This is a genomic window from Cupriavidus consociatus (assembly GCF_017814975.1).
GTDB classification, from domain to species: domain Bacteria; phylum Pseudomonadota; class Gammaproteobacteria; order Burkholderiales; family Burkholderiaceae; genus Cupriavidus; species Cupriavidus consociatus.
The window spans coordinates 26,354-51,889 of record NZ_JAGIQA010000008.1 but is presented as its reverse complement, the minus strand read 5'-3'; the positions used below and the strand labels follow the sequence as shown (position 1 = coordinate 51,889).

20 protein-coding genes and 3 pseudogenes are annotated in these 25,536 nt (G+C 60.3%); 14 read left to right on the top strand and 9 right to left on the bottom strand.

Annotation, left to right across the window (positions count from 1 at the left end; genetic code table 11):
• Window positions 1–81: 81 nt before the first annotated feature.
• Window positions 82–1,425 carry a serine hydrolase domain-containing protein gene (locus J8I82_RS13000; protein ID WP_209758007.1) on the bottom strand — a complete coding sequence of 448 codons (1,344 nt, stop codon included), beginning with the start codon at window positions 1,423–1,425 and terminating at the stop codon, window positions 82–84.
• A gap of 1,335 nt (window positions 1,426–2,760) precedes the next feature.
• Here J8I82_RS13000 and J8I82_RS12995 point away from each other — a divergent pair.
• From J8I82_RS12995 to katG, 5 genes and pseudogenes are all read left to right on the top strand, one after another.
• The gene (locus tag J8I82_RS12995; RefSeq protein ID WP_209758005.1) at window positions 2,761–3,171 is read left to right on the top strand and encodes a GNAT family N-acetyltransferase; all 411 of its coding nucleotides are present in this window, start codon (window positions 2,761–2,763) and stop codon (window positions 3,169–3,171) included.
• Window positions 3,172–3,708: 537 nt separating this feature from the next.
• Window positions 3,709–4,470, top strand: a complete 762-nt coding sequence (locus tag J8I82_RS12990) for a bestrophin-like domain (protein ID WP_209758003.1) — start codon at window positions 3,709–3,711, stop codon at window positions 4,468–4,470.
• Window positions 4,471–4,473: 3 nt separating this feature from the next.
• Window positions 4,474–4,563 (top strand): annotated as a pseudogene (locus tag J8I82_RS12985) (transposase domain-containing protein); the annotation flags it as partial.
• 362 nt (window positions 4,564–4,925) lie between these two features.
• A pseudogene (locus tag J8I82_RS12980) lies at window positions 4,926–5,270 on the top strand (transposase); the annotation flags it as partial.
• 581 nt (window positions 5,271–5,851) lie between these two features.
• Window positions 5,852–8,107, top strand: coding sequence for a catalase/peroxidase HPI (gene katG, locus J8I82_RS12975; RefSeq protein WP_245179698.1), 2,256 nt, complete (start codon window positions 5,852–5,854; stop codon window positions 8,105–8,107).
• 766 nt (window positions 8,108–8,873) lie between these two features.
• On the opposite strand, the gene J8I82_RS12970 is transcribed toward katG, so the two are convergent.
• Entirely contained in the window at window positions 8,874–9,089 is a 216-nt protein-coding gene (locus J8I82_RS12970; protein WP_209758001.1) for a hypothetical protein, read from the bottom strand.
• A 1,456-nt stretch (window positions 9,090–10,545) separates the two neighbouring features.
• Between J8I82_RS12970 and J8I82_RS12965 the strand changes: the two genes are divergently transcribed.
• Window positions 10,546–10,794, top strand: a complete 249-nt coding sequence (locus J8I82_RS12965) for an ATP-binding protein (protein ID WP_209757999.1) — start codon at window positions 10,546–10,548, stop codon at window positions 10,792–10,794.
• A 264-nt stretch (window positions 10,795–11,058) separates the two neighbouring features.
• Here the strand turns inward: J8I82_RS12965 and J8I82_RS12960 are convergent, their stop codons facing one another.
• Window positions 11,059–11,739 carry a dihydrofolate reductase family protein gene (locus J8I82_RS12960; protein ID WP_209757997.1) on the bottom strand — a complete coding sequence of 227 codons (681 nt, stop codon included), beginning with the start codon at window positions 11,737–11,739 and terminating at the stop codon, window positions 11,059–11,061.
• 305 nt (window positions 11,740–12,044) lie between these two features.
• On the opposite strand from J8I82_RS12960, the gene J8I82_RS12955 reads away from it, so the two are divergent.
• Window positions 12,045–12,407, top strand: coding sequence for an IclR family transcriptional regulator (locus J8I82_RS12955; RefSeq protein ID WP_209757995.1), 363 nt, complete (start codon window positions 12,045–12,047; stop codon window positions 12,405–12,407).
• A 285-nt stretch (window positions 12,408–12,692) separates the two neighbouring features.
• Here J8I82_RS12955 and J8I82_RS12950 read toward each other — a convergent pair whose 3' ends face one another.
• A complete protein-coding gene (locus tag J8I82_RS12950) occupies window positions 12,693–12,833 on the bottom strand; it encodes a hypothetical protein (RefSeq protein ID WP_209757994.1) in 141 nt (46 codons plus the stop codon).
• A 40-nt stretch (window positions 12,834–12,873) separates the two neighbouring features.
• On the opposite strand from J8I82_RS12950, the gene J8I82_RS39590 reads away from it, so the two are divergent.
• The 3 genes from J8I82_RS39590 to J8I82_RS12935 all read left to right on the top strand — a co-directional run bounded on the left by J8I82_RS39590 (window position 12,874) and on the right by J8I82_RS12935 (window position 15,573).
• Window positions 12,874–13,068 carry a DUF779 domain-containing protein gene (locus J8I82_RS39590; RefSeq protein WP_209757992.1) on the top strand — a complete coding sequence of 65 codons (195 nt, stop codon included), beginning with the start codon at window positions 12,874–12,876 and terminating at the stop codon, window positions 13,066–13,068.
• 42 nt (window positions 13,069–13,110) lie between these two features.
• Window positions 13,111–13,326 (top strand): hypothetical protein, encoded by a 216-nt coding sequence (locus J8I82_RS12940; protein WP_245179697.1) that lies wholly within the window; start codon window positions 13,111–13,113, stop codon window positions 13,324–13,326.
• Between the two features lie 183 nt (window positions 13,327–13,509).
• Window positions 13,510–15,573 (top strand): TonB-dependent receptor, encoded by a 2,064-nt coding sequence (locus J8I82_RS12935; protein WP_284183059.1) that lies wholly within the window; start codon window positions 13,510–13,512, stop codon window positions 15,571–15,573.
• A 1,793-nt stretch (window positions 15,574–17,366) separates the two neighbouring features.
• Here J8I82_RS12935 and J8I82_RS12930 read toward each other — a convergent pair.
• Window positions 17,367–17,573 (bottom strand): hypothetical protein, encoded by a 207-nt coding sequence (locus tag J8I82_RS12930; RefSeq protein WP_209757988.1) that lies wholly within the window; start codon window positions 17,571–17,573, stop codon window positions 17,367–17,369.
• 581 nt (window positions 17,574–18,154) lie between these two features.
• On the opposite strand from J8I82_RS12930, the gene J8I82_RS12925 reads away from it, so the two are divergent.
• Complete coding sequence (locus J8I82_RS12925; RefSeq protein ID WP_209757986.1) at window positions 18,155–18,436, top strand: XRE family transcriptional regulator; 282 nt, start codon at window positions 18,155–18,157, stop codon at window positions 18,434–18,436.
• A 196-nt stretch (window positions 18,437–18,632) separates the two neighbouring features.
• Complete coding sequence (gene phbB, locus J8I82_RS12920; RefSeq protein ID WP_209757984.1) at window positions 18,633–19,376, top strand: acetoacetyl-CoA reductase; 744 nt, start codon at window positions 18,633–18,635, stop codon at window positions 19,374–19,376.
• Between the two features lie 190 nt (window positions 19,377–19,566).
• On the opposite strand, the gene J8I82_RS12915 is transcribed toward phbB, so the two are convergent.
• Window positions 19,567–20,670 carry an extracellular catalytic domain type 2 short-chain-length polyhydroxyalkanoate depolymerase gene (locus J8I82_RS12915; RefSeq protein WP_209757981.1) on the bottom strand — a complete coding sequence of 368 codons (1,104 nt, stop codon included), beginning with the start codon at window positions 20,668–20,670 and terminating at the stop codon, window positions 19,567–19,569.
• A gap of 417 nt (window positions 20,671–21,087) precedes the next feature.
• Between J8I82_RS12915 and J8I82_RS12910 the strand changes: the two genes are divergently transcribed.
• Window positions 21,088–21,462 (top strand): NUDIX hydrolase, encoded by a 375-nt coding sequence (locus J8I82_RS12910; protein ID WP_209757979.1) that lies wholly within the window; start codon window positions 21,088–21,090, stop codon window positions 21,460–21,462.
• Between the two features lie 946 nt (window positions 21,463–22,408).
• Here the strand turns inward: J8I82_RS12910 and J8I82_RS12905 are convergent.
• From J8I82_RS12905 to J8I82_RS12895, 3 genes and pseudogenes are all read right to left on the bottom strand, one after another.
• Window positions 22,409–22,744: pseudogene (locus tag J8I82_RS12905) on the bottom strand (DNA polymerase ligase N-terminal domain-containing protein); the annotation flags it as partial.
• 129 nt (window positions 22,745–22,873) lie between these two features.
• Window positions 22,874–23,092 carry a DUF2188 domain-containing protein gene (locus tag J8I82_RS12900; protein WP_209757977.1) on the bottom strand — a complete coding sequence of 73 codons (219 nt, stop codon included), beginning with the start codon at window positions 23,090–23,092 and terminating at the stop codon, window positions 22,874–22,876.
• Window positions 23,093–23,932: 840 nt separating this feature from the next.
• Window positions 23,933–24,535, bottom strand: coding sequence for a TetR/AcrR family transcriptional regulator (locus J8I82_RS12895; RefSeq protein WP_245179694.1), 603 nt, complete (start codon window positions 24,533–24,535; stop codon window positions 23,933–23,935).
• Window positions 24,536–24,713: 178 nt separating this feature from the next.
• On the opposite strand from J8I82_RS12895, the gene J8I82_RS12890 reads away from it, so the two are divergent.
• Window positions 24,714–25,535, top strand: a complete 822-nt coding sequence (locus J8I82_RS12890) for an alpha/beta fold hydrolase (protein ID WP_209757975.1) — start codon at window positions 24,714–24,716, stop codon at window positions 25,533–25,535.
• Window position 25,536: the final 1 nt, after the last annotated feature.

The following is a 25,536-nucleotide window of genomic DNA, read 5'->3' as shown; positions in this document are numbered from 1 at the left end:
CTCCAGTTTTTTTTGTTAAAAAGACCCCGATGCCCGCCGAGAATGGCGGACCGACTTGATCAGTTCTTCGGGCAACAGCCTTCACCCCTGTCGGCGTGGAGGGTGACTGTCCGGGAACCGAAAGACTTGTTGTATGAATTTCGGCTCGTCGCGCTTGCGCACGCCCGCCGCGCTGGTCGCTCGCGCGGCGCCATCGGGGCTGGCGGAGAACTTCACCACGGTCAGCTCCGTGGACGGATTGATATAGATCTTTTGCCCGAAGCGTCCACTGGCTTCGATACTGCCGTCGCCGTCGTTGCGCTGGAACCAGTAGTTGCGGTAGCCGTAGCCTTCGCGGCCCGGCATCCTGTTGCCGCGTGCAAAGCGCTCTTGGTTGCCGGCGGGCTGCAGCGCGATGCGCACCGCCGCCGGCGAAATCCCGCCCGAGGCATCTCCCGCCGCTGCCCGGCGCACCGCCTCGGCAAAGCGGGCGGCGTCGCGCAGCGTGGAATTTAAGCCGCCGCTGGCCATCTCCGTGCCCTGGCGGTCCACCTGGGTATAGGCGTCATCGTCGGCGAAACGCGACCAGAGCCGCTCTGTCACCAGTTGCGCCCAATTCTTGCCGGTGATGCGCCGCAGCGCCCAAGCCACCGCTTCCGGCGAGCCGTTCTGGTAATACCAGTCCCTGCCCGCGTCGCGTTCGCCCGTGGTATGGACAACCTTGAGGAAATCGTAGATGGTGTCGGGTGCATCCGGCTGGCGCGGCACGATCCCCACCGCACCGAACAGTCCCAGGTCCGGCGGCAGCGTCTCTGGGTAGCCGACCGGCACCTCCATGTCCAGGTTCTGCTGCACTGTGGCCTCGCCGAACGGGTTGCCGGTCAGTTCCGGCACATACCGCGCCAGTCGGGCCTGCGGATCGAGCTTGCCTTCTTCTATCAGCATGGCGGCCAGCAGCCCCGTCACGGACTTGGTCATCGAGGCCCAGATATGCGGTTGGCAAGGGTCAAAGCCGGCGAGGTAGCGCTCATACGCAACCCTGCCCTGGTGCAGCACAATAAAGCCGTCAGTATGCGTGTCACGCAGGTAATCGGCCAGCCGCACGGTTGCGCCCGCGACGGCAAACGTGGTGCCGTCCAGGTCCGAGGCGGGCGGACCCGCCAGCGACAGCGGCTGGCTGGCATGCCGGATACCGGCCGTTGGTGACATCTCACGCGCATGCTGGAATGCCCAGCGCATATACGGCGGGCGCAACCCCGTGCCGCGGGTGACTTGCCTGTCGGGCAGCGGTGGGAAGCCTTGCATAACCTCGTCCTCGGCAACCGCCGAAGACCGGTCGATACCTTGAGCCAGGGAAACGCTCATCGGCGCCAACAGCAGCGCCACGGCCAACCACATCCGACTGCGTCCGAATTCCGTCCTGCGCGACACCGTTTGCGCTTGCATGCCCTCTCCATTGTTATCGAAGCGGGGACACGCGCGGTGCGCCGACTTCTATGTGAGTGCAAGCCTGCACGGTGCAGGCCGCGAGCGCCATAGTGCTGGCCGTGGGCCATGCCCACAATGATGTGTTCGGAATAGCGCCATAACCCGCTGGAATGTCTAGCGACGGCGGCATGGGCACAGACTCTGCTGATGGTCTTCAGGCGGCCCGGTGCGTGTCTATAGCATCAGGCGTCGAATATGAGCTTGCACGGTGGAGGAGATGCCGTATCTCGGTAGACACCAAGGAGAAACACAACGTCCATGTCAGATGCTTGATGCTCAGATCTCCTTAAGCACCACCCCCAAGGCGAGGGGCATCTAAAAATATGTCTCCACGCGGTGCAGCCGCCCGCCGCGTGCTAGGGTATTAAATGGCATTTGAATTGACTTCGACTCCTCAGTTGTCGATATGAGAAAGACTTACCATGTCTATTGCAAGATATCGAGGTTACGTCGTCGAGGGGTTCGCAAAACCTGCTGGGAGGGGCGTGTTCGCATCCATGGGGCGCGTCACTAGAGGCCGCCATACCGTCAGGGAGTCCGAAGTGCTCGGGCTTCACGACAGGAATGAGCGCGCCCAAAGCGAAGGCATCTCTTGGGCTCAAAGGTATGTCGACCAGCTCGAAGGCCCACATGACACCTAGCCCGTTGTTGGCGATTGCGCGCATCGTGGCGCTGCTGAAGGCGATGGGGCGCGCTTCCGTCATGCTACGATCCTCCGAAACGGACGGGGGCGACTATGGCAACAGAGACCTACGGGGGATACACCATTCGAGGCTTTGCGAAGCCCATGGGGGACGGCTCGTTCGAAGCTTCGGGGGGCCGTAGAGAAGGGAACCCAAGTGCTAGAGACCTCCGATCCGATTGGCTTTTATCCGAGCTTCCAGCGGGCAGTCGCGGAAGGCCTCGTCTGGGCGAGGGCGTGGGTTGATGCTCAGGTCTGAACCCTCCTGAACTCAACAGTCATCCGCGGAGGGGGCCTTTGATCTGCCACAGCGATCGGTAACCGCCTCGGGCGTCGGTGCTTAGACCGGGGTCAGTATAGTGTGCCAGTCACCATCCGCGCTGCGACGGCGAGCGATGCCCCGGGGATAGTATCCGCTTCACTGCAGTCGTTAGGTCGCTCGATGCGCAGGCTGGCGATCTCCGGCACCAGGCGACAACATGTGAATCGACACCAGCAAGTTGGAAGCGCAGTTTGCTTGCAATTCCACTATTGCTAGAAAAATATAACTCTGATTCGAACGCAATTACGGAGGGATCAACTTAATGATGAGCCGTGTGAGTGAGTCGGCCATGGGTGCTTCCAAGTTGCTAATCCGGGTAGCGGAAGCAGGTGAGCGGCAGGCAATTGCGGAGGTACTCGACAGCTGTGGCTTGCCAACAGACATTACTGGCGAACCGTCATCTTTCTTTCACGTGGCCCTTGTGAGCGAACACGTTGTCGGTTGTGCCTGCGCCGAGCAATATGGCGAAATAATTGTGGTGCGGTCCGTCGGCGTGCTACAGGAGTTTCGTGAGCACGATATCACCACGAAGCTAATTGGCAGCATTCTGATGCGCGCCCGTGCGCAGGGATGCCGAAAGGCCGTGCTCATTTCTGCTGGACGGTTTGGCTTGTCTGGCCACCACGGCCTCCCACTAGTGGAAGCGATGCCGGAGGCGCTCTCGCTGTCAGATACCCTGCTTCGAAGATTCCGGCGATAGGGGAATCTCCAAGCCTTAAGAAATGACTATTCCCGTCCAGGCAGTGTCTCAGAAATTATCGGAGCAAGATACCAAATCCCTGCGCTAATCCGCAGGGATTTGTATTTCGCCAGCGGGGGAAGGCGCCTACAGCTTGCGAATGCGCCTGACAGGGAAGACAGCATTCGTCACGGGCAGTGCCAGCGGCATGGGCCGTACCATCACCCTCCGGCTAATGCGAGAAGGTGCTGGCGTTGTGCTGGGCGGTGGCACACCCTTGACGAGGGCGCGGAACACACCGCGCAGGCGGTACGCGATGCCGGTGTCACCGCCTGGCTGCTGACCGGGGACCGCCGATGTCAAATAGGCTAGACTCGGTGAGCAAGTTCCAGACCTGATCCGCACCGAATTTGGGTGCGCTTGACCACGTCGATCGCCCTCGCGAGTCGCAATGCTTGAAAGCCCGGCGTGCATCTGGCGCCGGCCGCGCCTTGTATGACCGGCAATGCGGCAAACGGCCTGTGAACGCAATGGGAAACTTGAGTGGAGGACGGAAGGTTGAGCCAACTTGTCATCGCCTTGATTGCTTTCCTGTGCATCTTCTGCGCCGCCATGCTTGGACTTTACCTGCGCGACGTGTTGCCGGAGCATCACCTCAGCGAGGAATCGAGCAGTGCCATCAAGCTGGCGACCGGACTGATCGCGACCATCGCCGCCTTGGTGCTTGGGCTACTGATCTCATCGGCTAAAAGCACGTTTGACACGGTCAAGGGCGATCTTGTGCACAATGCCGCGAGCATTGTTCACCTTGACCGCCTGCTGTTCCATTACGGGCCGCCGGCACAGGAACTCCGTGCAACGCTTCGGCGCGACTATGCAATGTGGGTAGAGTTGCTGGCATCCAGGGACGCAGCCCACACGGCACGGCTGAGCAACCCGGAAATCAGCGTCCGCGTGGAGGCGTTTCAGCGTAAGGTGGCTGAACTCTCGCCCACCACCCCCTCTCAACGTGAGATTCAAGCGCGCGCCCTCCAGATCTCCGATGAAGTCTTCGCGTCCCGCTCGTTGGCGCTGCTGCAAAGGGAAGGCTCAGTTGCCCTGCCGCTTCTGGTCGTGCTGGTGTCGTGGCTCGCCATTATCTTTGGCGCATTTGGATTGCTTGCGCCGCGAAATGGGACGATTGTGGTCGCCTTGCTCCTGTGCGCGCTGTCAGCTTCAGGGGCGATTCTCCTGATCCTAGAAATGGATACGCCGCTCGATGGCGTGATCAAGGTTTCGCTGACGCCAATGCGCGAGGCGCTCGCGCGCTTGGGCAACTAGAACACCCTCATCGGCAACGCGAAGCTCAACAACCTCAATCCCGAGGCGTACCTGCGTCACGTGCTGGATCGCATTGCCGATCGTCCGATCAGTTTGTGGATGCGCAACCGCCCGTCCCGCCAGCGATACGTCGTGCTGCACCGGTGCGACCGTGATCTTGCCATGATGGATCGCCCGCTGGACCACACGGACGGCGCCGCGGTACGTTCCGCCATAACTTCCTTGTACCTTCCCATCCCGTACCGGCTTGCCGCGTCCACGTGACCGTCGATTAAATCGAATGTCAGTAGTTCGCCATCGGGCGGGCCCGACCCCGGGGGATGAAGCGGGGGACGTGGCTGGCGACAGATGGCACGTGGTTGTAGGATGAATTTTGGCGCTGCTGACGAGGTCGGCTTTCCCTTGGTGCGACAAGCCCGTTCAGTAGTTGGACCCGCAGTCCTGCGAGCACCCCCCAGAGCGATCCAGCGCGTCTGGCCGCGCTGGCCCAGGGCACCGCGCGCAACAAGAGCGCTGAGTTGCGCGAGGCACTGCGTGGACGCATCACCGACCACCATCGCACGATGCTGCGGCTGCACCTGCAGGTGATCGACGCCTTGCAACACACGTTGGCCGAACTGGATGCGGCCGTGGGAAAAGCGCTGGCGCCGATCCGGCAGCGCGCCCGCCTGCTCACGACGATGCCGGGGGTCAGTGACCTGACGGCCAGCGTCGTGGTGGCGGAGATCGGCGTGGACATGTCGCGCTTCCCCAGTTGGGTATGCTGGCAAGGGGAGTTGGTCGCCTGGCTCGAAGCCTGTTACGTGGCACACGGAGCGGCTCGCGGCCGCTGAGACGGCGCATCGCCAGCGCCTCCTGGACCGGGAGGCGGGCAGACGAAACTCGGAAGTGGCGGCGGCACAGCGTCGATCCGAGCGCGCCGACGCGGAGGCCCGTGCTGCCGCACCAGCTGCTGGCAGACTTGCGCCCGCCGCGTGAGCGGAAGGACGCCTGTGATGGACGTCCGAGGGGGACGCAGTGCAGTCCGAATGGCGGCAGCAAGGCGCCGGGCCGAGCGCACCAAGCAGAAGCCGTGCTGGCGCGCCCCTTTCCCAGGTCATCCGACCAGCACAAATTACAGGATCCTGGGCAGGAGGCGCCGGCGCTGCCCGGCTCCAACCAGGACGACAGCAGCGATAGCGACGGGCACGATGACCACGAAAACTGAGCGGTCGGCGGCGATTCCCTAGGCTCCGGGAGCAGAAGCGAAAGCGGGCGCGGCCTCGATTGCGTTTCCCTATCGCGTTGATTGTAAAAATTTAACGCGTCGGTCTTTGTTTTTGTACCGGCAGATACTACTCCAAGAAGTGGCACCTCACGATACCGAGCCCCGGAGGATGATATGTCTGACAAACAACATACTGCTAGTGTTAGCGAAAGCGAAAGCCCCGCTATACCTGCCCCCACTCCGAAGGTCAGCCGACCGCGGGTGAACAAGGATTGGTGGCCGAATCAACTGGATCTTTCGGTACTTCACACACACTCGCACCTGTCCTGCCCGTTGGAAGAGGAATTCGACTATGCCGAGCAATTCAGGACTCTTGATGTCGAGGCCCTGAGACAGGACCTCATCCAATTGATGACGACATCCCAGGATTGGTGGCCAGCCGACTACGGCCACTATGGGCCGTTGTTCATCCGCATGTCCTGGCATGCCGCGGGCACGTACCGCATCGCAGATGGTCGTGGCGGCGGCGGCGAGGGCCAGCAGCGGTTCGCGCCGCTGAATAGTTGGCCGGACAACGCCAATCTCGACAAGGCGCGCCGGCTGCTCTGGCCCCTCAAGAAGAAGTACGGGCAGAAGATTTCCTGGGCTGACCTGCTGATCCTTGCCGGCAATGTGGCTTATGAATCCATGGGCTTCAAGACCTTCGGCTTCGGCTTTGGCCGGCCCGACGTCTGGGAGCCCGAAGACATATTCTGGGGTCCGGAGGACACTTGGCTGGGGGACGAGCGCTACAGCGGCGACCGGCAACTCGCCAAGCCGCTCGCAAACGTGCAGATGGGCCTGATCTACGTCAATCCCGAGGGGCCGGGGGGCAACCCCGATCCGCTCGCTGCAGCGAAGGACATCCGCGAAACATTTGCCCGCATGGCCATGAACGATGAAGAAACCGTTGCCCTCATCGTAGGCGGCCACACGGTCGGCAAGACGCATGGTGCCGCGCCCGCGGCAGGCAATGTCGGTTCAGAACCGGAGGGCGCCTCGATCGAGCAGCAAGGCCTGGGCTGGAAGAGCAAGTTCGGCAGCGGCAAGGGTGCCGACGCGATCACCAGCGGGCTTGAGGGCGCATGGACGAACAATCCGACCAAATGGGACAACGGATTTCTGGAGAACCTGTTCAAGTACGAGTGGGAGCTGACTACGAGCCCTGCAGGCGCGAAACAGTGGAAACCCAAGAATCCCGAAGCGAACGACACGGTGCCCGATGCACACGAGGCGTCCAGACGACACGCCCCGACGATGCTGACGACAGACCTGTCTCTGCGAATGGATCCCATTTACGCGCCGATTGCGAAGCGCTTCCACGACAACCCAGACCAGCTCGAGGACGCGTTTGCCAAAGCCTGGTTCAAGTTGCTTCACCGTGACATGGGTCCCCGCTCGCGCTATTTGGGCCCTTGGGTCCCCGAGGCACAGCTTTGGCAGGACCCGATTCCGCCCGTCGATCATGAGTTGATCAATGAACAGGATATCGTCGCCCTCAAGCGCACGATCCTCGACTCTGGTTTGTCCGTCGCTGAGTTGGTTTCCACGGCCTGGGGCGCTGCCGCCAGCTTCCGTGGCACCGATAAACGTGGGGGTGCCAACGGGGCGCGGATTCGCCTGGCGCCGCAAAAGGATTGGGAGTCCAACGAGCCATCGCGGCTGGCAAAGGTCCTCACGGCCCTCGAGCGCATCCAGAACGACTTCAACCGCTCGCAGTCCGGCGGCAAGAAGGTCTCGCTTGCCGATCTGATTGTCCTCGGCGGATGCGCTGCCGTAGAGGAAGCGGCCGGAAAGGCGGGATACAACGTCAGGGTCCCGTTCGCGCCTGGTCGCACCGATGCGTCGCAGGAACAGACGGATGAGAGCATCTTTGACGTGCTCGAACCAATCGGCGACGGGTTCCGCAACTATTTCCGAGCGGAGGATCCTCTGTCGCCGGAGACCCGTCTGCTGGACCGGGCCAACCTCCTGAAGCTGACCGCGCCCCAGATGACGGTACTCGTGGGCGGCATGCGAATGCTCAGTGCAAACCACGGGCAATCCAAGCACGGCGTGTTCACCGACAAGCCGGGCGTGTTGAGCAACGACTTCTTCGTGAACTTGCTCGACATCGGCCTGGCGTGGAGACCTTCCGTCTCGGACAAGCATGTGTACGAGGGCATTGATCGCACTACGGGCAAGACCAGGTGGACCGCGACGGCTGCCGACCTCGTCTTCGGGGCGCATTCTCAGTTGCGTGCGTTGGCTGAGGTCTATGCTTGCGACGACGGGAAGGAAAGATTCGTGCGCGACTTCGTGGTCGCGTGGAATAAGGTCATGAATCTCGATCGCTACGACCTGCTCGGCGGGGGAAACGGTCGGCGAGCGGTTACCGCTAAACCAGTGTGACAACCCGCTGCAACAAGTGCGGGCGCCCGCTTCTGGAGGGGCGCCTGCGCTTAGTTGCTTGAAGCGCGTCGCTCAGAGGTGACAAACCGCATACGCGGCCAACTTCCCGCTTTGCAAATGGCCGCAGCATCGGCGGCGTCGTACGTTGGGGCACGCGGCGAAGCCAATCGCTCCCCAATGGTAAAGGCGTAGTCAAGAGCAACAAACGCGTCCATCGCCACCAGATAGGGCCGTGCACAGCTGACGTTGGACCAGTTGGAGGCGGTGGGGGTGCGTTGACTGGCGACCTCCACCGCCAGCGGTCTGCTACCGCAACCCGAGGGGCGGAGCTGGTCGAGGGGGAGGGGTGATAGTCGCCGAGACGCGGCGGGCGCTTAATACGGACAACAAGTTGGTTGTTGTTCCCCAGTCGCGTAGGGAATCCGTCGTTTCCCGGCAATTCCGTGCCTAACCGCAGCACGCAATTCAGTAGCGCCCCATTGCCCCTGCTCGATGGCGGCCAAGGCTTCGCCAGCAACTGAGAACCGCCCACCACAAGCTTCGCAGCGGTAGATGCGACCGCCATGCAACCGATCTCTTTGATCGAGCCAGCGTCGCGCTAGTGACGCACAGAGTAAGCATGGAACGGCTGCCTCAGTGCTCATGAAATGCCTCCGATCTAATTCGACCACGCCGAGATACATACCGCAGGCGCAGATACGTCCCATCTGGAGGTTCTGCCGGTTCTCCGTGGTCGAACGGCTGGAAGCTGGTTTATCGTGCTTGGCTAGGCCCGCACCACCGCAACACTAAATGCACCATGGTCCAGCGCATCCGCGATGGCATCGCAGGCGTGGGGGAAGAAGCCGTAGTAGGTGCCCCGTCCATTGACCACGACCCTGAACAGGATCGTTGTCCGACTCTCTTGGAAAACGGGCAGCTCTTTGGGAAAAAGACCCTCTGCAAGCTCACGACCGGCATTGATAGACTCAGTCCAATGCATAGTGCCTCCTCGAATGGGTACGCGTGCTAGCATTCACCAGGACTCTGCATCACGGCGGCAACTGCCCGACCCGCAGCGAATTCGTCTCCGCAGAAAAGCATACTCGCCAAGCGCAAAGTGGATCATCAGCCAGAGGTATTAGTTTGCCGATGCATGAGCCGCACACGTTTCCCCCCATTGCAATGCCAAACGCCATCCCTAAGAATGAGTTAATCAATGAAGAGAGCTGACATGGAAATGCGGTGGGAAAAGCTTTACTCCGATGGCTTAGGTGAGTTCCACAGGTCCGAGCGGACAATCTGTCTTCGTGGACGACGGGCGAAGGTATTGAAACTGTCGTGGCAGGTAGTGCTGCCAGTTGCATTAGCCGTGGGCTGCGGTTTCATCTTTTGGTAGTTGCCCTACCTGCCTTGCGCGGCCAAGCATTCGGCTTCGGCGCCGTCTTTGTACTCAGCGCCGCGCCGGCCGTGCCGGCGAGTCGATCCGCGGTACCCGCCCCTGTCGCAGCGAGGTGGATCTACTTCGATGGCGTTGCACAAGCGCCCCCATCCTCGACTTCTTCCAAGCAGCTGCATTGCCATGGCGGAAGCGCTCTGCACGCGCAAGCGCGGCTTCCCTGCGTTGAGGCGCGGTGAAACGTCTAGTCAGGATAGCGCCGGGCATCCCGTGAATAACGAACCGGGCCAATCGACGAAACTCCAGCCCAGCACTTCGAGGCTGTCATGTCGTTGCGGCGGTTTCCGGGTTTCCCCAGGGATCGTCGCTGTACAGTAACGCATAGTCGATCGGAAACAGCTGGCGGAACGGAGGAGGGTACTGAAAGGCTAGGACCGCTTCTAGCGCTGCCTGCCGAGTATTCCTGAAGATCTCCAACAGCCTGCGCTGTCGATATTGGTCCCAGCCGAACACGTGGACATACCGGTGGTCGTTCCAGTCCAGCGTTCTCGCCTCGAAGGGTGTTGCTGCTGGACATGGCAATACCGAGCTCGGAGTCGGGTGTGAGCGTGCCAATTGGCGATTAGCACTGACCACCGGGGTCTCGGCGGTGACGCAAGAGCTCCAGCGGTCAGAAGATGGAGAGCCCAGCAGCACGTGCGGCAGTGCGAATGGACGAGTTGACGTGGTGACGTACTATGCGAATGGTTGCAGCGTAAATCCACCTGGCGAGGAAGAACATGGGCCGCAACGGGCCGAGAGAATCCGGGATCTTTTCGCAGGCGTGCTGGCGCACGATCTGCGGTCGCCTCTCAGTGCAATGAGCAATTCCTTGGAGGTCATGTTGCGCGATGAGAACCTCTCGGCGATGAGCGTAAGGGCTGCCGCAAACATGCGGCGTGGTACTGCGTGCAGCAATTGAATGGTGAACGATCTCCTGGACTTCACTCGCACGCGCCTGGCCGAAACACTACCCATGGGCTTGTAGCGTCAGGACCTTGGCAGGATTTGCAACAATGCCGTGGAAGAAGTTCGAGCGCCGTACCCGGATGCGGTTATTCAAGTCCACCAGGACGGTGACCTGGCAGGGCGCTGGGATGCGGATCGCATTGGTCAGCTTGTGGTCAACCTGCTGGTCAACGCCGTTAGACACGGTTCGGGGGAAATTCGGCTATTTGCTGCCGGCCGCGGAAAGGCGGTGGTGCTGGAGATAGAGAATGATGGGAACCCCATCCCCCCCGGCAGCCTTTCCTACGCTGTTTGCCGCTAACGCGGAACATATCTACCTCAACACAAGGTGAACCGCATGCTGGACTGGGGCTCGGTCTCTACATTTGTCGGTGCATCGCGATCGGCCATGGAGGCGATATAGGGGTCGCATCAGATGAGCGAGGACGACCTTTACCGTCTCGTTGCCGCGCTCGCAACGGATCTAGCGCCCGCGAGCGCTCCGCTCGTCGATTCCTGCGTGCACTCTGGGGATGGCGGCCGACTTGTCATCATGAAAAGATTCGACCCTTAGCAAGGGATTTTGTCAGGATCCGCGTCCATCTCCATCGCGCGCCAGCTTCGCGCGCCTTTCCATTTCCTTTGCGCTCGGCTTGGTCTGCGCAAACGAACCGAGCGGGACCTCGCCGGTCGGAACGTAGGTGCTCATTACGACACCGGTTTTAGAAGGCTGCGATGCGACCAACTGCAGCGCGCCGGGTTTCGCGCCGGCCTCGAACAGCCGCTTGCCGCGCCCTAAAACGACGGGGAAGGTCCACACGTTGTACTCGTCGATCAGCGATGCGGCCCGGAGTGTCTGAATCAAGTTGCCGCTGCCGATGATCTGCAAATCTTTTCCCGCTTCTCCCTTGAGCGCTCTGATCGCTGCGATCACGTCGCCACGCAGGAGCGTGGAGTTGTTCCAATGCAGCGTCTTCAGCGTGCGCGAGGCGACGTGCTTCCTGGTCGCGTTGAACGTCCGCGCAATGGGGTTGTCGTCCGGCTGGTACGGCCAGTACGCCTCGAAGATCTCGTAGGTTCTGCGGCCGAGCACGAGCTCGCGGTCCTTGCCGTCGAAGCCGTTCATGGAGCGGCCCATGGCCTCGTCCCAGTAGTTGAAGGTCCAGCCACCGAAGGCGAACCCGCCGGTGGGATCTTCATCCGGGCCGCCTGGCGCCTGCATGACGCCGTCGAGCGAAACAAAGGTGGATGCAATGAGCTTTCTCATGGAGCGACTCCGTGGATTGGGAGGACCGAGCACCTCGCAATTCTACGCGCTTTGCCTCTGTCGAAGCGCTGTCCTCGGACTCCGCAAAGCACCCATCGTTGGCTAGAGAATTCGACTTAGGCGGCCGCCCGCTGATGGCTGACGCTGATTGCCGGATGCGGCCGTTGAATGCGGGGAAGGGGAACATCTGGGCCACGATTGATGGCGCTAGCGGAATGCGTCGCAACCTTAGGTCACACTTCATTTAACACAGCTTTGCGGGCAGCCAGGCGGAGCTGGACTTGCGCCTGACGCCGGGAGGGCGCTTGCATTTCGGATCGTCGCTGATGGGATCGGCGCTGCTGGCAGCAATACCGGTGCTGGAGCGGTGCTACCTGCAGAGCCATGTGGAACGCAAGGCGGGCCGCGACTGGCCCAGGCTGCGGCGGCGCATGGCCGAGAAGACCTCGCAAATGCATGAGTTCGGCTTCTGCATGTCGCTTGGTGAGGGGAAGGCAGACTTGGGCGCGATCGCCGTGCCGCTCTACATACCGGAACAGCCGCCGCTGGCCGTCGCCTGCATCGGCCGTGCCGCGCGCATGGGTGCGCGCCCGTGTCGAACGCGAGCTCGGGCCAGGCCTACTGGCGACGGCGCGGGCGCTGCAGGAACGCCTGTTTCGCGCGGATAGGCCGTGCGAAACAGGGCGGGTATGCCACCGTCTTCACCTCGTCTTTAACTCTGCCTGCATTCATCGACGAGTGCGCAGCCGAGTGGCAGTATATGGCGCTCTATGAGTGCGACGCCTCCGAACCGCAGATCGTCACTGACGGCATACAGGCGCGCATCGGCACTGCGGACATGCCAATGAATGACGCATAAGCCAATGTCCGCTATGCCTGCTATTTCGAGCCAATCACGGAGATCGTCCGCTGCAAATAGAAGTCGGGGGAACGCTCCGGCCCCGTTGGTGGACTCAGAGGTGCTTGCGGTGGAAGCTAAGCAATCGCTCAACGGCCTGCGCGACGGGGCCGGGCTGGTCGTAGAGATCGTAGCGAGTTGCCTCTTCGACGATGAACAGGTTTTTCTGGCAGTCGGCGCGCATATAGGGCGTCATTCTGTAACAGGCCAAAGGCTGCTTTGGGACAGTTGATCTTATGTGCTTCTCCGTTCGGGAATTTCTGCCAAGCTCACGCGAAGTTAAGGTCGCCGAGATATCGGGCGCGTCGGTTTATATCAGGCATTCAGACCTTGATACTTTGACTCACCACCAACTTGTTGTTGACGCTGGCCCGGGAAGCGGGGGACGCTTCTCAACAACCACCACGAGCGCGAATTGGCCGAGCGCCTGACCCGGATCCAGCCCCGACCACCACGAGCTCACGGTGTCGACGATGCATGCCCATCTGGATCACGAGCACTGTATTGAGACCGTCATCCTGAAAGGCCCGGCCAGCGCGGTGCGCAAGCTGGCCGATGCCATCAGCAGCGAGCGGGGCGTCAGGCAGGGCCAGTTGAACATGGTCATGACGGCCGGCGATCCAACGCGCTTCGAGTCGCACGCTGCATCTCACCCGCGCGAGCACCTGCACCCCCACCCACATTTCTAAGCGGTTCCGGACGTTGGCGGGGAAACCTGGTGGCATGTGACTGGGCGCTTGGTATGAAGTTTGCAAAATAGCTCTTACCATTCCACATAACAAAAAAATGTGCCCGTCTTCCCGCCATTTTCACGCTCCGGGCCGCGGAGCCATGTCCATCGCTCCCTTATCTGTGCGGCTTGCACTGTCGTGGTGCAGAGTGCTGCACTGGCCGGCGGACAGCAGCAGGCCGAAGGCGAACTGCCTGCCGTGACCGTATGGGCTTCCAGTGACGACGCGGTGCAGGCCATCCCTGTCACGGCGGCAAACCAGGGCTACGTCACGCGCGCACAACTGGAGAACCGTCCGCTGCTGCGGCCTGGCGAATTGCTGGAGACTGTGCCGGGCCTGATCGTCACGCAGCAAAGCGGCGACGGCAAGGCCAACCAGTATTTCCTGCGGGGCTTCAACCTCGACCACGGCACCGACCTGTCGACCACCGTGGCCGGCATGCCCGTCAATATGCGCACCCACGCCCACGGACAAGGCTACACCGACCTCAATTTCGTGATCCCGGAACTGGTGAGCGGCATCGCGTACAAGAAGGGCACATACTTTGCCGAGGAAGGCGATTTCTCGGCGGCAGGCGCGGTGCGCATGGACTATGTATCGAGCCTGCCTTCCGGGATCGCGCAAGTCGAACTGGGGCAGCACGATTATCGCCGCGCGGTGCTCGCCAAGTCGAACCAGGTCGGGCCGGGCACATTGCTGTATGGCTTCGAATGGCTTGGCGAGAACGGGCCGTGGGTGCTGCCGGAGGGCGTGCACAAACTCAATGGCGTGCTGCGCTACACGCTGCCGCTCGGCGGGGGTGAGCGGCTGGGCGTGACCGCGATGGCCTACCGCAACGACTGGCACTCGACCGACCAGGTGCCGCAGCGGGCCATCAATGAGGGCCTGATCCCGCGCTTCGGCAATATCGATCCGACCGACGGCGGCTATGCGTCGCGCTACAGCGTATCGGCGGACTGGCTGAGGCCGCTGGGGAACGGCGTGATGCAGGCCAACGCCTACGTCATCAAGAGCCGCCTGCAACTGTTCTCGAACTTCACCTATGCGCTGAACAACCCGGAGCGCGGCGACCAGTTTGAGCAGTTCGAGAACCGCGTGACGGCCGGCGCCAACGTTTCGCGTATCTGGTTCGGCAAGCTCGGCGAACGCGACTCGGAGACCGAGATCGGCACGCAGGTCCGCTTCGACCGACTCGACCCGATCACGCTGGCGAATTCGGAGGCGCGGCAGATCTACCAGACGGTGCGCACCGACACCGCCAACGAGACCAGCGCGGCGCTGTACCTGCGCAACACGACCACCTGGCTGCCGTGGCTGCGCACGGTGGCCGGGCTGCGGGCGGACCACTTCTGGTACGGGGTATCGGGCGACAATCCTGCCAACTCGGGCAACGGCAGCGACCGCGTCATCAGTCCGAAGCTGAGCATCGTGATGTCGCCGGCGGACAGGACCGAAATCTTCCTGAACTGGGGACGCGGCTATCACAGCAATGACGTGCGCGGCGCGTCGACCACCGTCGAACCGTCGACCGGCGCGCCTGCGCAGAAGGTCAGCGTGTTGGTGCCGGCGACCGGCTACGAGATCGGCGTGCGCACGCTGCGGTTCGCGCCCGGGCTGCAGTTGTCGGCCTCGTTGTGGCAGCTCGACATCGGCTCCGAACTTGTGTTCTCCGGCGACAGCGGCACCACCGAGCCGAGCCGGCCGAGCCGTCGCACTGGCATTGAGCTGGCGGGCTACTTTGCCCCGCAGGGCGGCCCGCTGGCCGGCCTCATCCTCGACGCCGACGCCGGCTTCTCCCGCGCGCGCTACCGCGATCACGAGGACGTTGGCGACTCGATTCCCGAATCGATCCAGACCACGGCCTCGGCCGGCGTCTCGCTGAACCGGGGGCGCTGGTCGGTCGGCGCGCGGGCGCGTTACTTCGGCCCGCGACCTCTGGTGGAGGACAACAGCGTGCGCTCGTCGTCGTCGTTCCTGGTCAACCTGAAGGTGGGGTATCGCGTGCTGAAGGACGTCCGGATCTTCGCCGAAGTGCTGAACGTGTTCGACAAGCGCGTCAACGACATCGACTACTACTACGCCTCGCTGCTGAAGGGCGAAACGTCGCCCGTTGATGCCAGCGGCGTGGCCACAGGCATCAACGACCATCATATCCATCCGGCGGAGCCGCGGACGTTCCGCGTGGGGGTGCTCTGGAGCTTCTGAAGGCAATGCAGTGATTGGCCTGTGCCGCAATGCCGGGCGCCAACGGCTGCAGTGATTCATACCAGATGGTTACGCGAGACAATGCGGCAACATCGCGCCACATCCTGGCTAGTCAACGCAACCTTCCACGAGAATTGAGGCCGCGTCCTTTTGTACCTCCGCATTGGTCGACAATCAACACGTCAACATTCCGAAGTGAATGGACCGGTTCCTGAGCGGAACCGACAACGCCTGCTGCACGGAGTGCGTCATCCAACCATGCGGGACGAAGAGCTTCTCCGGACTTGATGCCGGCAATGGTGGGACTTGTGGCGACAGCGGCCCAATTCCTCATGACACGCATCGCGCCGGCTGTCTTGGCAGAAATGCCCAATGTAAAGCTCCGCATCGAAGTGGCAACCCATGCGTCATTGGCTCCGATGTAGCGAGAGAGATACCTGTCAGAAGCAAACATGGCGCGGCGTCTCGAACTTCGACATAGGGAGGGGGCGTACATGTCTCCAGTGGCGAATCGGCTGATCGAACTATTGGTTGAGGCTGGCAGAGCAGTTGTCTAGCGGCATACCAGAGCTTGATTTGCCCCCGCCAAAGATCGCATTCCACTTGGAGGAAGACGGCGCACAGATACGCTGGGTAAATTAGGCAAACTTTGGGTGTCTCGTTGTGTGGTTGCCGTACGCCCGTATCGTCGAGTCCGATGGACGCAGCCAGCGATATACGATTCGAGAGTGTTGTCCGGTCCAAAGATCCTGGGGATGCGTACAACCTGTCAGGGAACAGGCGATCGGCTGCGCGTTGAAGTATACACTGGATCCGCCGATAGCCGTCCTAGTCGCACTTCCGCAGAGATGGCGGCAGTCCACTCTTCTGGAAGGGATTTTCCGCTTTCAAACTGGATATGCATGCCAGAGCATAATGGAAATATCGAACTTGTACGCTTTTGCGCGGATACTTTGACACCTCCCTTCCTATTGCAGTTTCATGGCGGCAATGTGACTTCCTGGATCTGTCAAGACTTTTATGCGAATTTTTAAATCCGTTCTTAAAAAGATTCAATGGTCTTTAATGTATCTATCCATTAAATTCACTTCGCAGGCCATTTTCCTGTCCCTCCAGAGCGCTCCCCGTATCTGGCAGGTAATTTGAAAGCGCGGGATACCCGCGCTTACTTTTTGTTCGTGGACGACCTTTGCCTCTCCGCGGCGGTCCGCAAGAAAGGACGCAACTACTGTGTTGACACAAAAAAACGGCGCTCACATGCCAGCCCCTGTCGTCAGATGTCGTAGACACTGACGATTCGCAGTGCCTTCATTTTCAAATAATGCCCTTCATTATTGAAGCTGTTGCGACTGCCGATGTGCGAAAACAGCTTACTCTCGAACGCTGGCGGGTCCGTGAGACGGCACGAGGGGATCGATATTTCCTCGGATTCTGCATTGAAATCCAAGCAGGACGCGTTAGTACAGCCATACGATCCTTTGACGTTGTCAGCGGCGTTGGCATAACCGCAAGCGGGCGACAGTACTTGCTCTCCGGATGGCCATGCTTCGATGCGGAGGCTGAGCGTATTTGGCACCGTTTAACGGAGCAACATGCCATCACACAATTCAAGGATGTGAGTACGGAATACTTGCCAGTGCTACGCCATGAAGAATCATAGAGAAAGGCAAAAATATCGTTTGCCCGAGAGCCAGGCTGACAACTGGCGCGAGCTATCCAAATCCGCAGGCGATTGCAGAGCGCCGCTGCACAAGCCAGGTTGGAACAGAAGGTCGCCGCCGCGGCGCGTTCCCTCAACCAATGTGAAGCCGACCATCGTCCCGATGATCAGCTTCCGATTGCCTGCTCTGGCTTGGTCTTGCATCGATCTTGTCGCCGGACATCGACCAGTTGGGCAACGTGCGCGAAAACCAGTGCAGAAACAGCCCGCCGCCATCAATTGGAAGTGAATAGGAGCGTCCTGCAGCCAAGAGGAAGCAATTTCTGGCGCCCTGATTCATGCTCTGTCTGTCTTCTCATTCACTTCAATCCCCCGTCTCTCCACCGGCGGGCTGTACTTCAAAGGTTACGCGATTGAAACAAAAGACGGCATGAGCCATATGGCGTATTCGAAAAGAATGGTTTCGACGATGTGGCGATGCAAAAGTAGCAACTGGGGCATATTTGCTCCGAAAAATGAAGCAGATGTTCGCCGCCTTAACGTTGGTGTCATAGGCAAAACGGATTACCCCCAGGGCGGGGTAGTGGTCGCACTCGTCGCAGGCAGCCGAAGTGCAGCCTGATGTGAGCGACCCTCATATCAGAGTTCAACGTGCTTTAGGACAGATCCAAAGCTGGCGTTGCATCGTGTTGTGCGCTGCTGCGCAGCGAGATTCTTGCAACGGGTGTACATGCAATGCTTGTTGTTACGTCGTGATGACATCGCCTTGAGAACACGGATCACCCGTGACCGTTGAGGTCTTAGTGTTTCCCCGATTGTCTTATCGAATGTATGCCCTGATAATCGCGCCCTCACCGGCACCATATCCGCGTATTGACGCCACAGGGCCACATTTCAGAACAACAGATTCGGACGGCTCACATGTTTCGTTTCGAGTATGGGACGACCAACGTCTACGCGCAGCTCGGCTTCTCGGACGCGGACGAGATTCCGCTAAAAGCCGAAATCGTGAAGGACATTGCGGCATGTATGAAAGCCGCAGGCATCCCTTTGGCCGCCGCTGCCGCCATGCTCGGCACGCTTCCATCGGACCTTGCCCTGGCCCTCTGCGGTAAGTTCCAGCATTTTCGCGCAGAAGAGTTGCGTGGTTGGCTCGCGGGCCTGTCACCCGGGCGGGATGATTGCAGCTCCCGCACCCAATAGAAAGCAGTGCCCTGCCCACAACATTTGTGGCTAAAAGCGTCGTTGACACAGAACAGAATGCAGCCGCGCTAATCACGTGCGGCAGCGTTAATGGCTACCGCCAAGGTATACGTGGCAGTAGCGGCCGAAACCCAATCGCAGAATTGGGGCAATCGGCGTGGTAGGGGTCCTACAAACTTTGACAGAGAGAAGCCGGATGACGAAACGCATTGCATTGGTGACTGGTGGTATGGGCGGTTTGGGGGAGGCGATCAGTATCAGGCTGCACGACGCGGGCTACGCCGTGGTCGTGACACACACACCAGGCAACCCGACTGTGCAAGACTGGCTCGCCACCATGGAGGCTGCCGGCCGCAATTTCCGCGCGTACGGAATAGACGTGGCGGACTACGATGCCTGCCAGGCTGCGATGGCGACGATCCTTGCCGAGGTCGGTCGAATCGACATCCTCGTCAATAACGCCGGCATTACCCGCGACATGGCCTTCAAGAAGATGGACAAGGTCAACTGGGACGCCGTGATTCGAACCAACCTGGACTCAGTGTTCAACATGACCAAGCCGCTGTGTGAAGCCATGGTGGAGCGGGGTTGGGGGCGCATCATCAATATCTCTTCCATCAACGGCTCGAAGGGTGCATTTGGACAAACCAACTATGCGGCCGCGAAGGCGGGCATGCACGGGTTTACCAAGTCGCTGGCGCTCGAGGTGGCTCGCAAAGGCGTGACGGTCAACACCATCTCGCCGGGCTACTTGGCGACCAAAATGGTCACCGCCGTACCGCAGGAGATCATGGACACAAAGATCCTGCCTCACATTCCGGTGGGGCGGCTTGGCAAGCCGGAGGAAGTTGCAGCCCTCGTTGCCTATCTGTGTTCCGATGATGCCGCCTACGTGACAGGATCCAACATTGCGATCAACGGCGGTCAGCATATGCAATGACAGAGCGGCGGAGCACGATTCGTTAGCGACAGCGTGCCCGCCTTTGCGACTGAGTCGCGTAGCGCAAAGAGATCTGTTTCATTTTTCTGCTTCCGGGCGTGCGAAACCGGCGCTGCTGCGGGAACCGCCGATCTATCGCAACACCGTATGTTCGCGGCAACGTCACTCTCTAGCGGAGGATGAGGACGCGTCATCGGGCAGATTTCAGACGATCAATCATGGCCTTGATCGCTTTAAGCTGGACCGCGTCTTTCGTATCCCATTTTTCCGACTTTGTGTAGCCCCACCAGTCCCAGCAACCCTTCGGGTTGTAAGGTGTGCCGGCTGATGCAATCGTCTGGGGATAGAGGACCACGATGTCGTTGGTGTCGGCCCACGGGTTATAGCCTGCATGCTCGATGAATCTTCGCTGGACTTCGGAGAAATTCTGACTGCAGCCGTGAAATACCACATGCAGACGGCAGCGCTTTGATGCACAGCTCTCTGGTACGTAGACCCACCCCGTGCGCGCCATGCTCTGGCTCTCCGGGGTGCGAAGGAACTCGTTCTGGTCGAATTCGATCAGGTGCCCGCGTGGCAGGCCATCGTTACGAGGCTGAAGATTCCCATAGAGATGCTTCAGGATCCGTCCGGCGGCGTCGAAGCTGCAATCGCTAATGTAAGGTGCGGCTGAAGTCGAACAGCGATTTCCATCCCGATAGGAATCGGTCGGGAAGGTATGGGCTGCGTCCGGGACCGTTTCATAGCGCAGATTTTCCGCTCGCACGAAACTCTGGTAATAGGCCGCCAACGCATTCATGACCGCTGGCCTGACGGTATGATCGCGCATTCCCGAGACCAAGAGTACGCGTTGAGTTCGCAGGTTAGCTACGGGATCGATTTCTCCCGCGATCGCTCGCGTGCGCGTTGCCTCCACCGAAAGGGCTACGTCGGGTGCATCCGTTCCGGCACAGATTGCAAGCCCCAGGAAACACCACATGCGCTGCCAAATAGAATAATTCCCAGCCATGCACGGGCCAAGCGCGCGCTGCAGATTCGCCTGCTCTCCTTTTCCCGTTTGTGCACAGGCATACGGCCCCCCTGCAATTATCCCGGCGCCCTTAATGAGGGCGGAGTAGGCCACATGCATTTGTACCGCCATGTAGCCCCCGGAGGAGATGCCGGACGTGGTGATCTGATCCGGCTTTACGTATTCCGGCGGAAGCTGAACCGGCGTTGCCAAAGCCAAAGTGCCAAAAATCAGGCTGCCAGCGCAGATCACGCATTTCGTCACTGACTTGCGACGCAGATTCATCAATAGCTCCCTTCTGTGCTGGCAAGATCTACGTGACGGTGACCGCGCCGTTGGGTAGGCAGGGAAACGGCGGCAGGCGAGGCTACTCGATTGTCAAGCGATTCCTTCCCCGAGGGGGGGATGATTCACTCTGCGCGGTTTTATTGTAGAGGAGATCGTGAACACTACAGCGAGGGCCACCGTGGTTTGCGTCTGCAGCGACCGTGTGTTGCTTGATTCCAAGGACACCCTGGCATGAGCGTCGCAGGGCGCGTCAGCGCATGGTGAACGGCCAGTTCTGGTCTACGGTGCTGCTGCACTTGACTTAGCGAATGGCGGAAGATGTGGCCTCCTGCGAGGCCGGACGCTTCATTCATCTGTCGCACGCTTGTCGAGTATGATGCGCTCTGTCGGCAGACTACTGACAAGGAGTAGGCAGTGAAACTGAAGATTCGAGCTACAGCAATTTGTTTTCGCGAAGATCGCCTGTTGCTTGTCTCGAAGGATGGCGTCAAATGGTCCCTGCCTGGTGGACGTCCGGCTGAGTCCGAGTCGTTCGCTGAGGCGGCTGGGCGAGAATTGGAAGAAGAGACGGCGCTAAGCGCCAAGGGCGTCCGATTTCTGTTCCAGATCATCGGGCCAACCACGGTGCATCATGTCTTCTTGGCCAACATCGGCAAAACAGCCGTTCCGAAGGCAGGCAAGGAAATCGGTCGATGCCAGTGGTTCTCGCCCTCAGAAATGAATGAGATTGTCGTGAGCGCTACCACGCGCCACATTGTGGATTCCTTCCTCGCACGACACGCGGGTTAGGCTTGAACGTACGGCGGAGTGCTTGGCATGCAGGCCATTCAGTACGGGCTTGGACAATATCCGGCGGGGCCTGCGCCGGATTTCCGGGAGCGGCAATCACAGTCATCGCGCCTACCGTAACTCGCAATGCATGCACAGTCCGGGGGCGATGCCCGCCAAGGTATGGGAAGTGCGGACCGAGATAGGGAGGGTATCGGCCGAAATCAGGCGGAACCCATATCGGGAAATGTGATACATGTCGCCAGCATTTCCGGTGGCTGGATAGAACAGTGGCTATCGTTTGGACGACGCAGTATCGCACACGACACCGTCAGGTTCTCGGGCACGGGAAAAGCCGGGAGTCAGGATCCCTGAGCTGCTTAGGCGAACATGGGCTGAGCCGTTACCAACGTCAGACGGTATTGTTAGCCTCCAATTCCGCAGTACTCCCGGAGGACACCCGCTGAATTGCGCGTGTCGTCCACGCGCGCATACCAGCAAAATAGATATTCCGCTCCGCGATGTCCCCGCGTGGCCTATCCTGCAGGATAGGCAAGGTTGCGCGAAGGGGGCGAAATGCGACACGTGCTCTTTCATCAGCCGGGACATCCAGACCTGCCATGGCATGGCGCACGCTACTATTGGCTTCTGGCCTTGCTGCTAAGTGTCACCGGCATGGTATATCTGGTATGGACCGGGCTGAATCTGGTGTGAGACGCCACAAGGGCCGTATTTTCGAGCGGACTCAAGCCAAGCTGTAGGGCTAGCAGATTCGCCGCTCCTCGATGGCGGATCGAGGTGTCATGTCGTTGCGACGATTTTCCGGTCGCCCCAGGGATTGTCGCTGTACGGTAACCTGTAATCGATCGGAAACTCCCTTTGCTCACAGATATAAAGCTCATCGAATGCGGCGCAGGAGGGAATGCCCCTGGCTTGTCAGTCGCGGATGGGCACGGCGCCGTATTGCCTTGGGCGGAATGTCGCCCTCGAAGCTGGCATAGTCGAGTGGATGGTCCTCAATATGGACGGCAATGCGCTTCTCGGCGGGATCGTAGCTGGGGCCTTTCGGCACCGCCCAGCAGAGCAGCACCCCGTCGAACTCCAGCCGGAAAGCGTAGTTCAGGCGCGGGCCCAATGCTTCGGGGTAACGAAGCGCAGACGTGCTTTGCTTCTTGCGACGCTGTCGCCCTGCGGCCGGTTCACGGGTGATGCTGAAGTCCCGCTTCTGTTCATAGCGTTCGAGCGCCGGTGATCGCGACGTCTCGTGGCGCTTGGTCCTCAGTCTCGTGTGAGTCGTTGCCATACCAATGACTTTTCCCGGCTCGTCTACACCATACAAGGGAGCAGCACAGTTCCGGTCCTGTCGGAAATCGCTGGTGCGGCGGACAGCACGGAGCGGGCCGTACCGGTTGGCAGTCCATTGTCGACCGGGCTATCCAGTGATGTCGCGCGGATCGTTGCCGAACGAATTGCGCTCCCGAATCTGGCCATCGCGGCCGTGGATCAGCAGCTCCGCGTGTTGTTCCCGGGCTCGTTCGGTGCCGGAAGCGATCGCCTCATCTTGCGTCTCAAACGTTTCTCGTCCGACGCCTTGCGTTTCGACTGTCCAGCGGTCGCCGACCGGTACGACATGAATGTCATCGCTTGGCATGGCTGTCTCCTGAAGTGATGGAGTCAGTCTCTGCCCGCGAAGAGGACGCCGGTATCAGACGCTGTCCGACAGCCTCGATGGGGTGCAGTGCAGCTCGCATATGTTACCCAGGACACATTCAAAGCTCGGCGAACCACGTTTCTTAAATGAAACTAGATCAACAAGTGGCGGTACGTGGGAGTTGCTATGCGAACAGTTGCGCCGGGGTTGCTCACTGTTCTCGTGTTGTTGCTAATGGGCACACCCGAACTGTGGTTTGACTCGCTTCCCCGTGCGGCCGATCTGCGGGAGTTAATCACTTTTGATGTACTGATTAACTGCTTCCCCTCCTTGCTTGCCGCCTTTGGCTTGCGGCGCTGGTAAATGGCGAGCTATATAGCAAAAGACGGTTGACCCTTCAGCAGCGTGGGGGCGGGCTATGCACAGCGCGTCCTCTGCAATCTAGCCCTTTCTGTGCCGTCGGAGAATTCCCGCGGCTGGCGCACGTGGGCGTGGTGGCAAAGGCAACTGGCGAATGCGGCAGCTCAACTCTAGAGCCCCAGGACACCGGGACGCCGTTGGCGTGGGCGGGAGTGTTTCGGTAGTCACGATCAGCATCTATCGAATAACAGTTACGAGGATCGTGACATAAGTGGGAGCGACGCGATTTGTACGGAATGTGGCCGTTCTGACCGGAAGCTTCCACGCGTGCCCAAATCTCCCTCGCGCAGGAAGGGGCCGGGATTGGCGGGAGCGTCACCAGAAGAGGAATGGCACGGCCGAAGCCGTCAGGTGGTGCCAATCCCTTACTTTCATGATAATGAAACAATGTAATGGCGATGCTGGCGAAGGTGGCGAGAACTACGTTCCTTGCCGTTCGCCGAGGAGCATCTTCTCAAGATAACCACGACGTTCCGCCTTCTGTTCGTCAGTGCCCTGATGCGACAGCAGGGATTCCGACAATGTGTAGCTGTAGAGGGAGAATGCCCTGGCCCGCGCTTCGGCGATACCGAACCCGAGTGCACTGAAGCACTGTGAGATATAGGACAACCGCTTGGCGTCCACCTCGTCGAGTACGTGACGCACGCGTTCATCGCGCCTGGCCCACGCCCGGATAGCCAGTTCGGTCGAGGCGGCTTCCTGCGCCGCGGCGCCACGAAAGGGCAGCATCAGCAGATCGCGGACCAAATCCCGGGGCGCCAGATTGCGTCGCTCAAACCGGTAGATGATCTGCTCGGTGGCTTCGTTGCGCCAGGATTCGAGCATCCGGTTCAGCAGGTCGTCGCGGTCCTTGAAGTGCCAGTAGAAGCTGCCGCGCGTGACTTCCAGTTCCTTTGAAAGGACTTCCACGCGCACCGCGTCCACGCTCCGGCTCACCAGCAAGGCGCGCGCGGCGCGGATCCAGTCTTCGGGCGTCAGCTGGCCGCGTGTTTGCGCGGCCGTGCCCTGCGTGGCTTTTGGCATTCGGTTCTCCATTAGGCGTGTCTGCGATTCTACTACCTCGCCACAGTTCGCCCCCGTATGGCTGGGATGGGTGTGGGATAACCGCGTAAACCCCTACAGTAACGGTCAATTTTTCGCTTGACCGCGTGATGGCCGGTTCCTACCATACACATACGTATGTGTATGGAGACGAAACGAGATGGGAAATTACGAAGGCGTCGGCGCCACGCTGGAAGCTGCGGGACACCAGACCAACTATTTCGATGTCGGCGCGGGCAAGCCGCTGTTCCTACTGCATGGCTCGGGTCCTGGGGTGTCGGGCTTTACCAATTGGAAGGGTGTCATGAACGACCTGGCCAAGCAGTTCCGGGTGGTCGTGCCTGATATTGCTGGTTTTGGCTTCACGGAATTCAAGGAAGGCACGAAGTACGACATCAAGCTCTGGGTCAGCCATCTGGTCGGGATCATGGATGCGCTTGATATCGAAAAGGCGTCGTTCGTCGGCAATTCGTTCGGCGGCGCGCTGGCGCTTGGATTGGCGGTCTTCGACCCGACGCGCGTCGACAAGCTCGTGCTGCTCGGCACGCCCGCGGGTGAGTTCGAGCAGACGCCCGGCCTGCGCTCGGCCTGGGAGTACGAGCCGTCGCCCGAGAATATGGAAAAGGCCATGCGGCTGTTCCCCTACGACCAGTCGATCATCACCCCAGAGATGGTGCAGTCGCGTTTCGAAGCCAGCGCCCGTCCGGGCGCACAGGATGCGCTGCGCAAGCTGATTCCCCGGCCGAACGCCGAAGGCCCGACCATCGTGAAAGGTTTTCCGGAGCACGTGGTGGCCAAGATCGAAGCCCGTACGCTCGTCCTGCATGGCCGCGAGGATCGCGTCGTGCCGCCGGCATGCGGGCAGCTTCTGGCTCGTGCGATCCCCAATGCGGATCTCCACCTGTTCGGCAAGTGTGGTCACTGGGTACAGACCGAGCGCCGCGCGGATTTCCTGAAGCTCGTGGCCGACTTCGTTGCGTGAC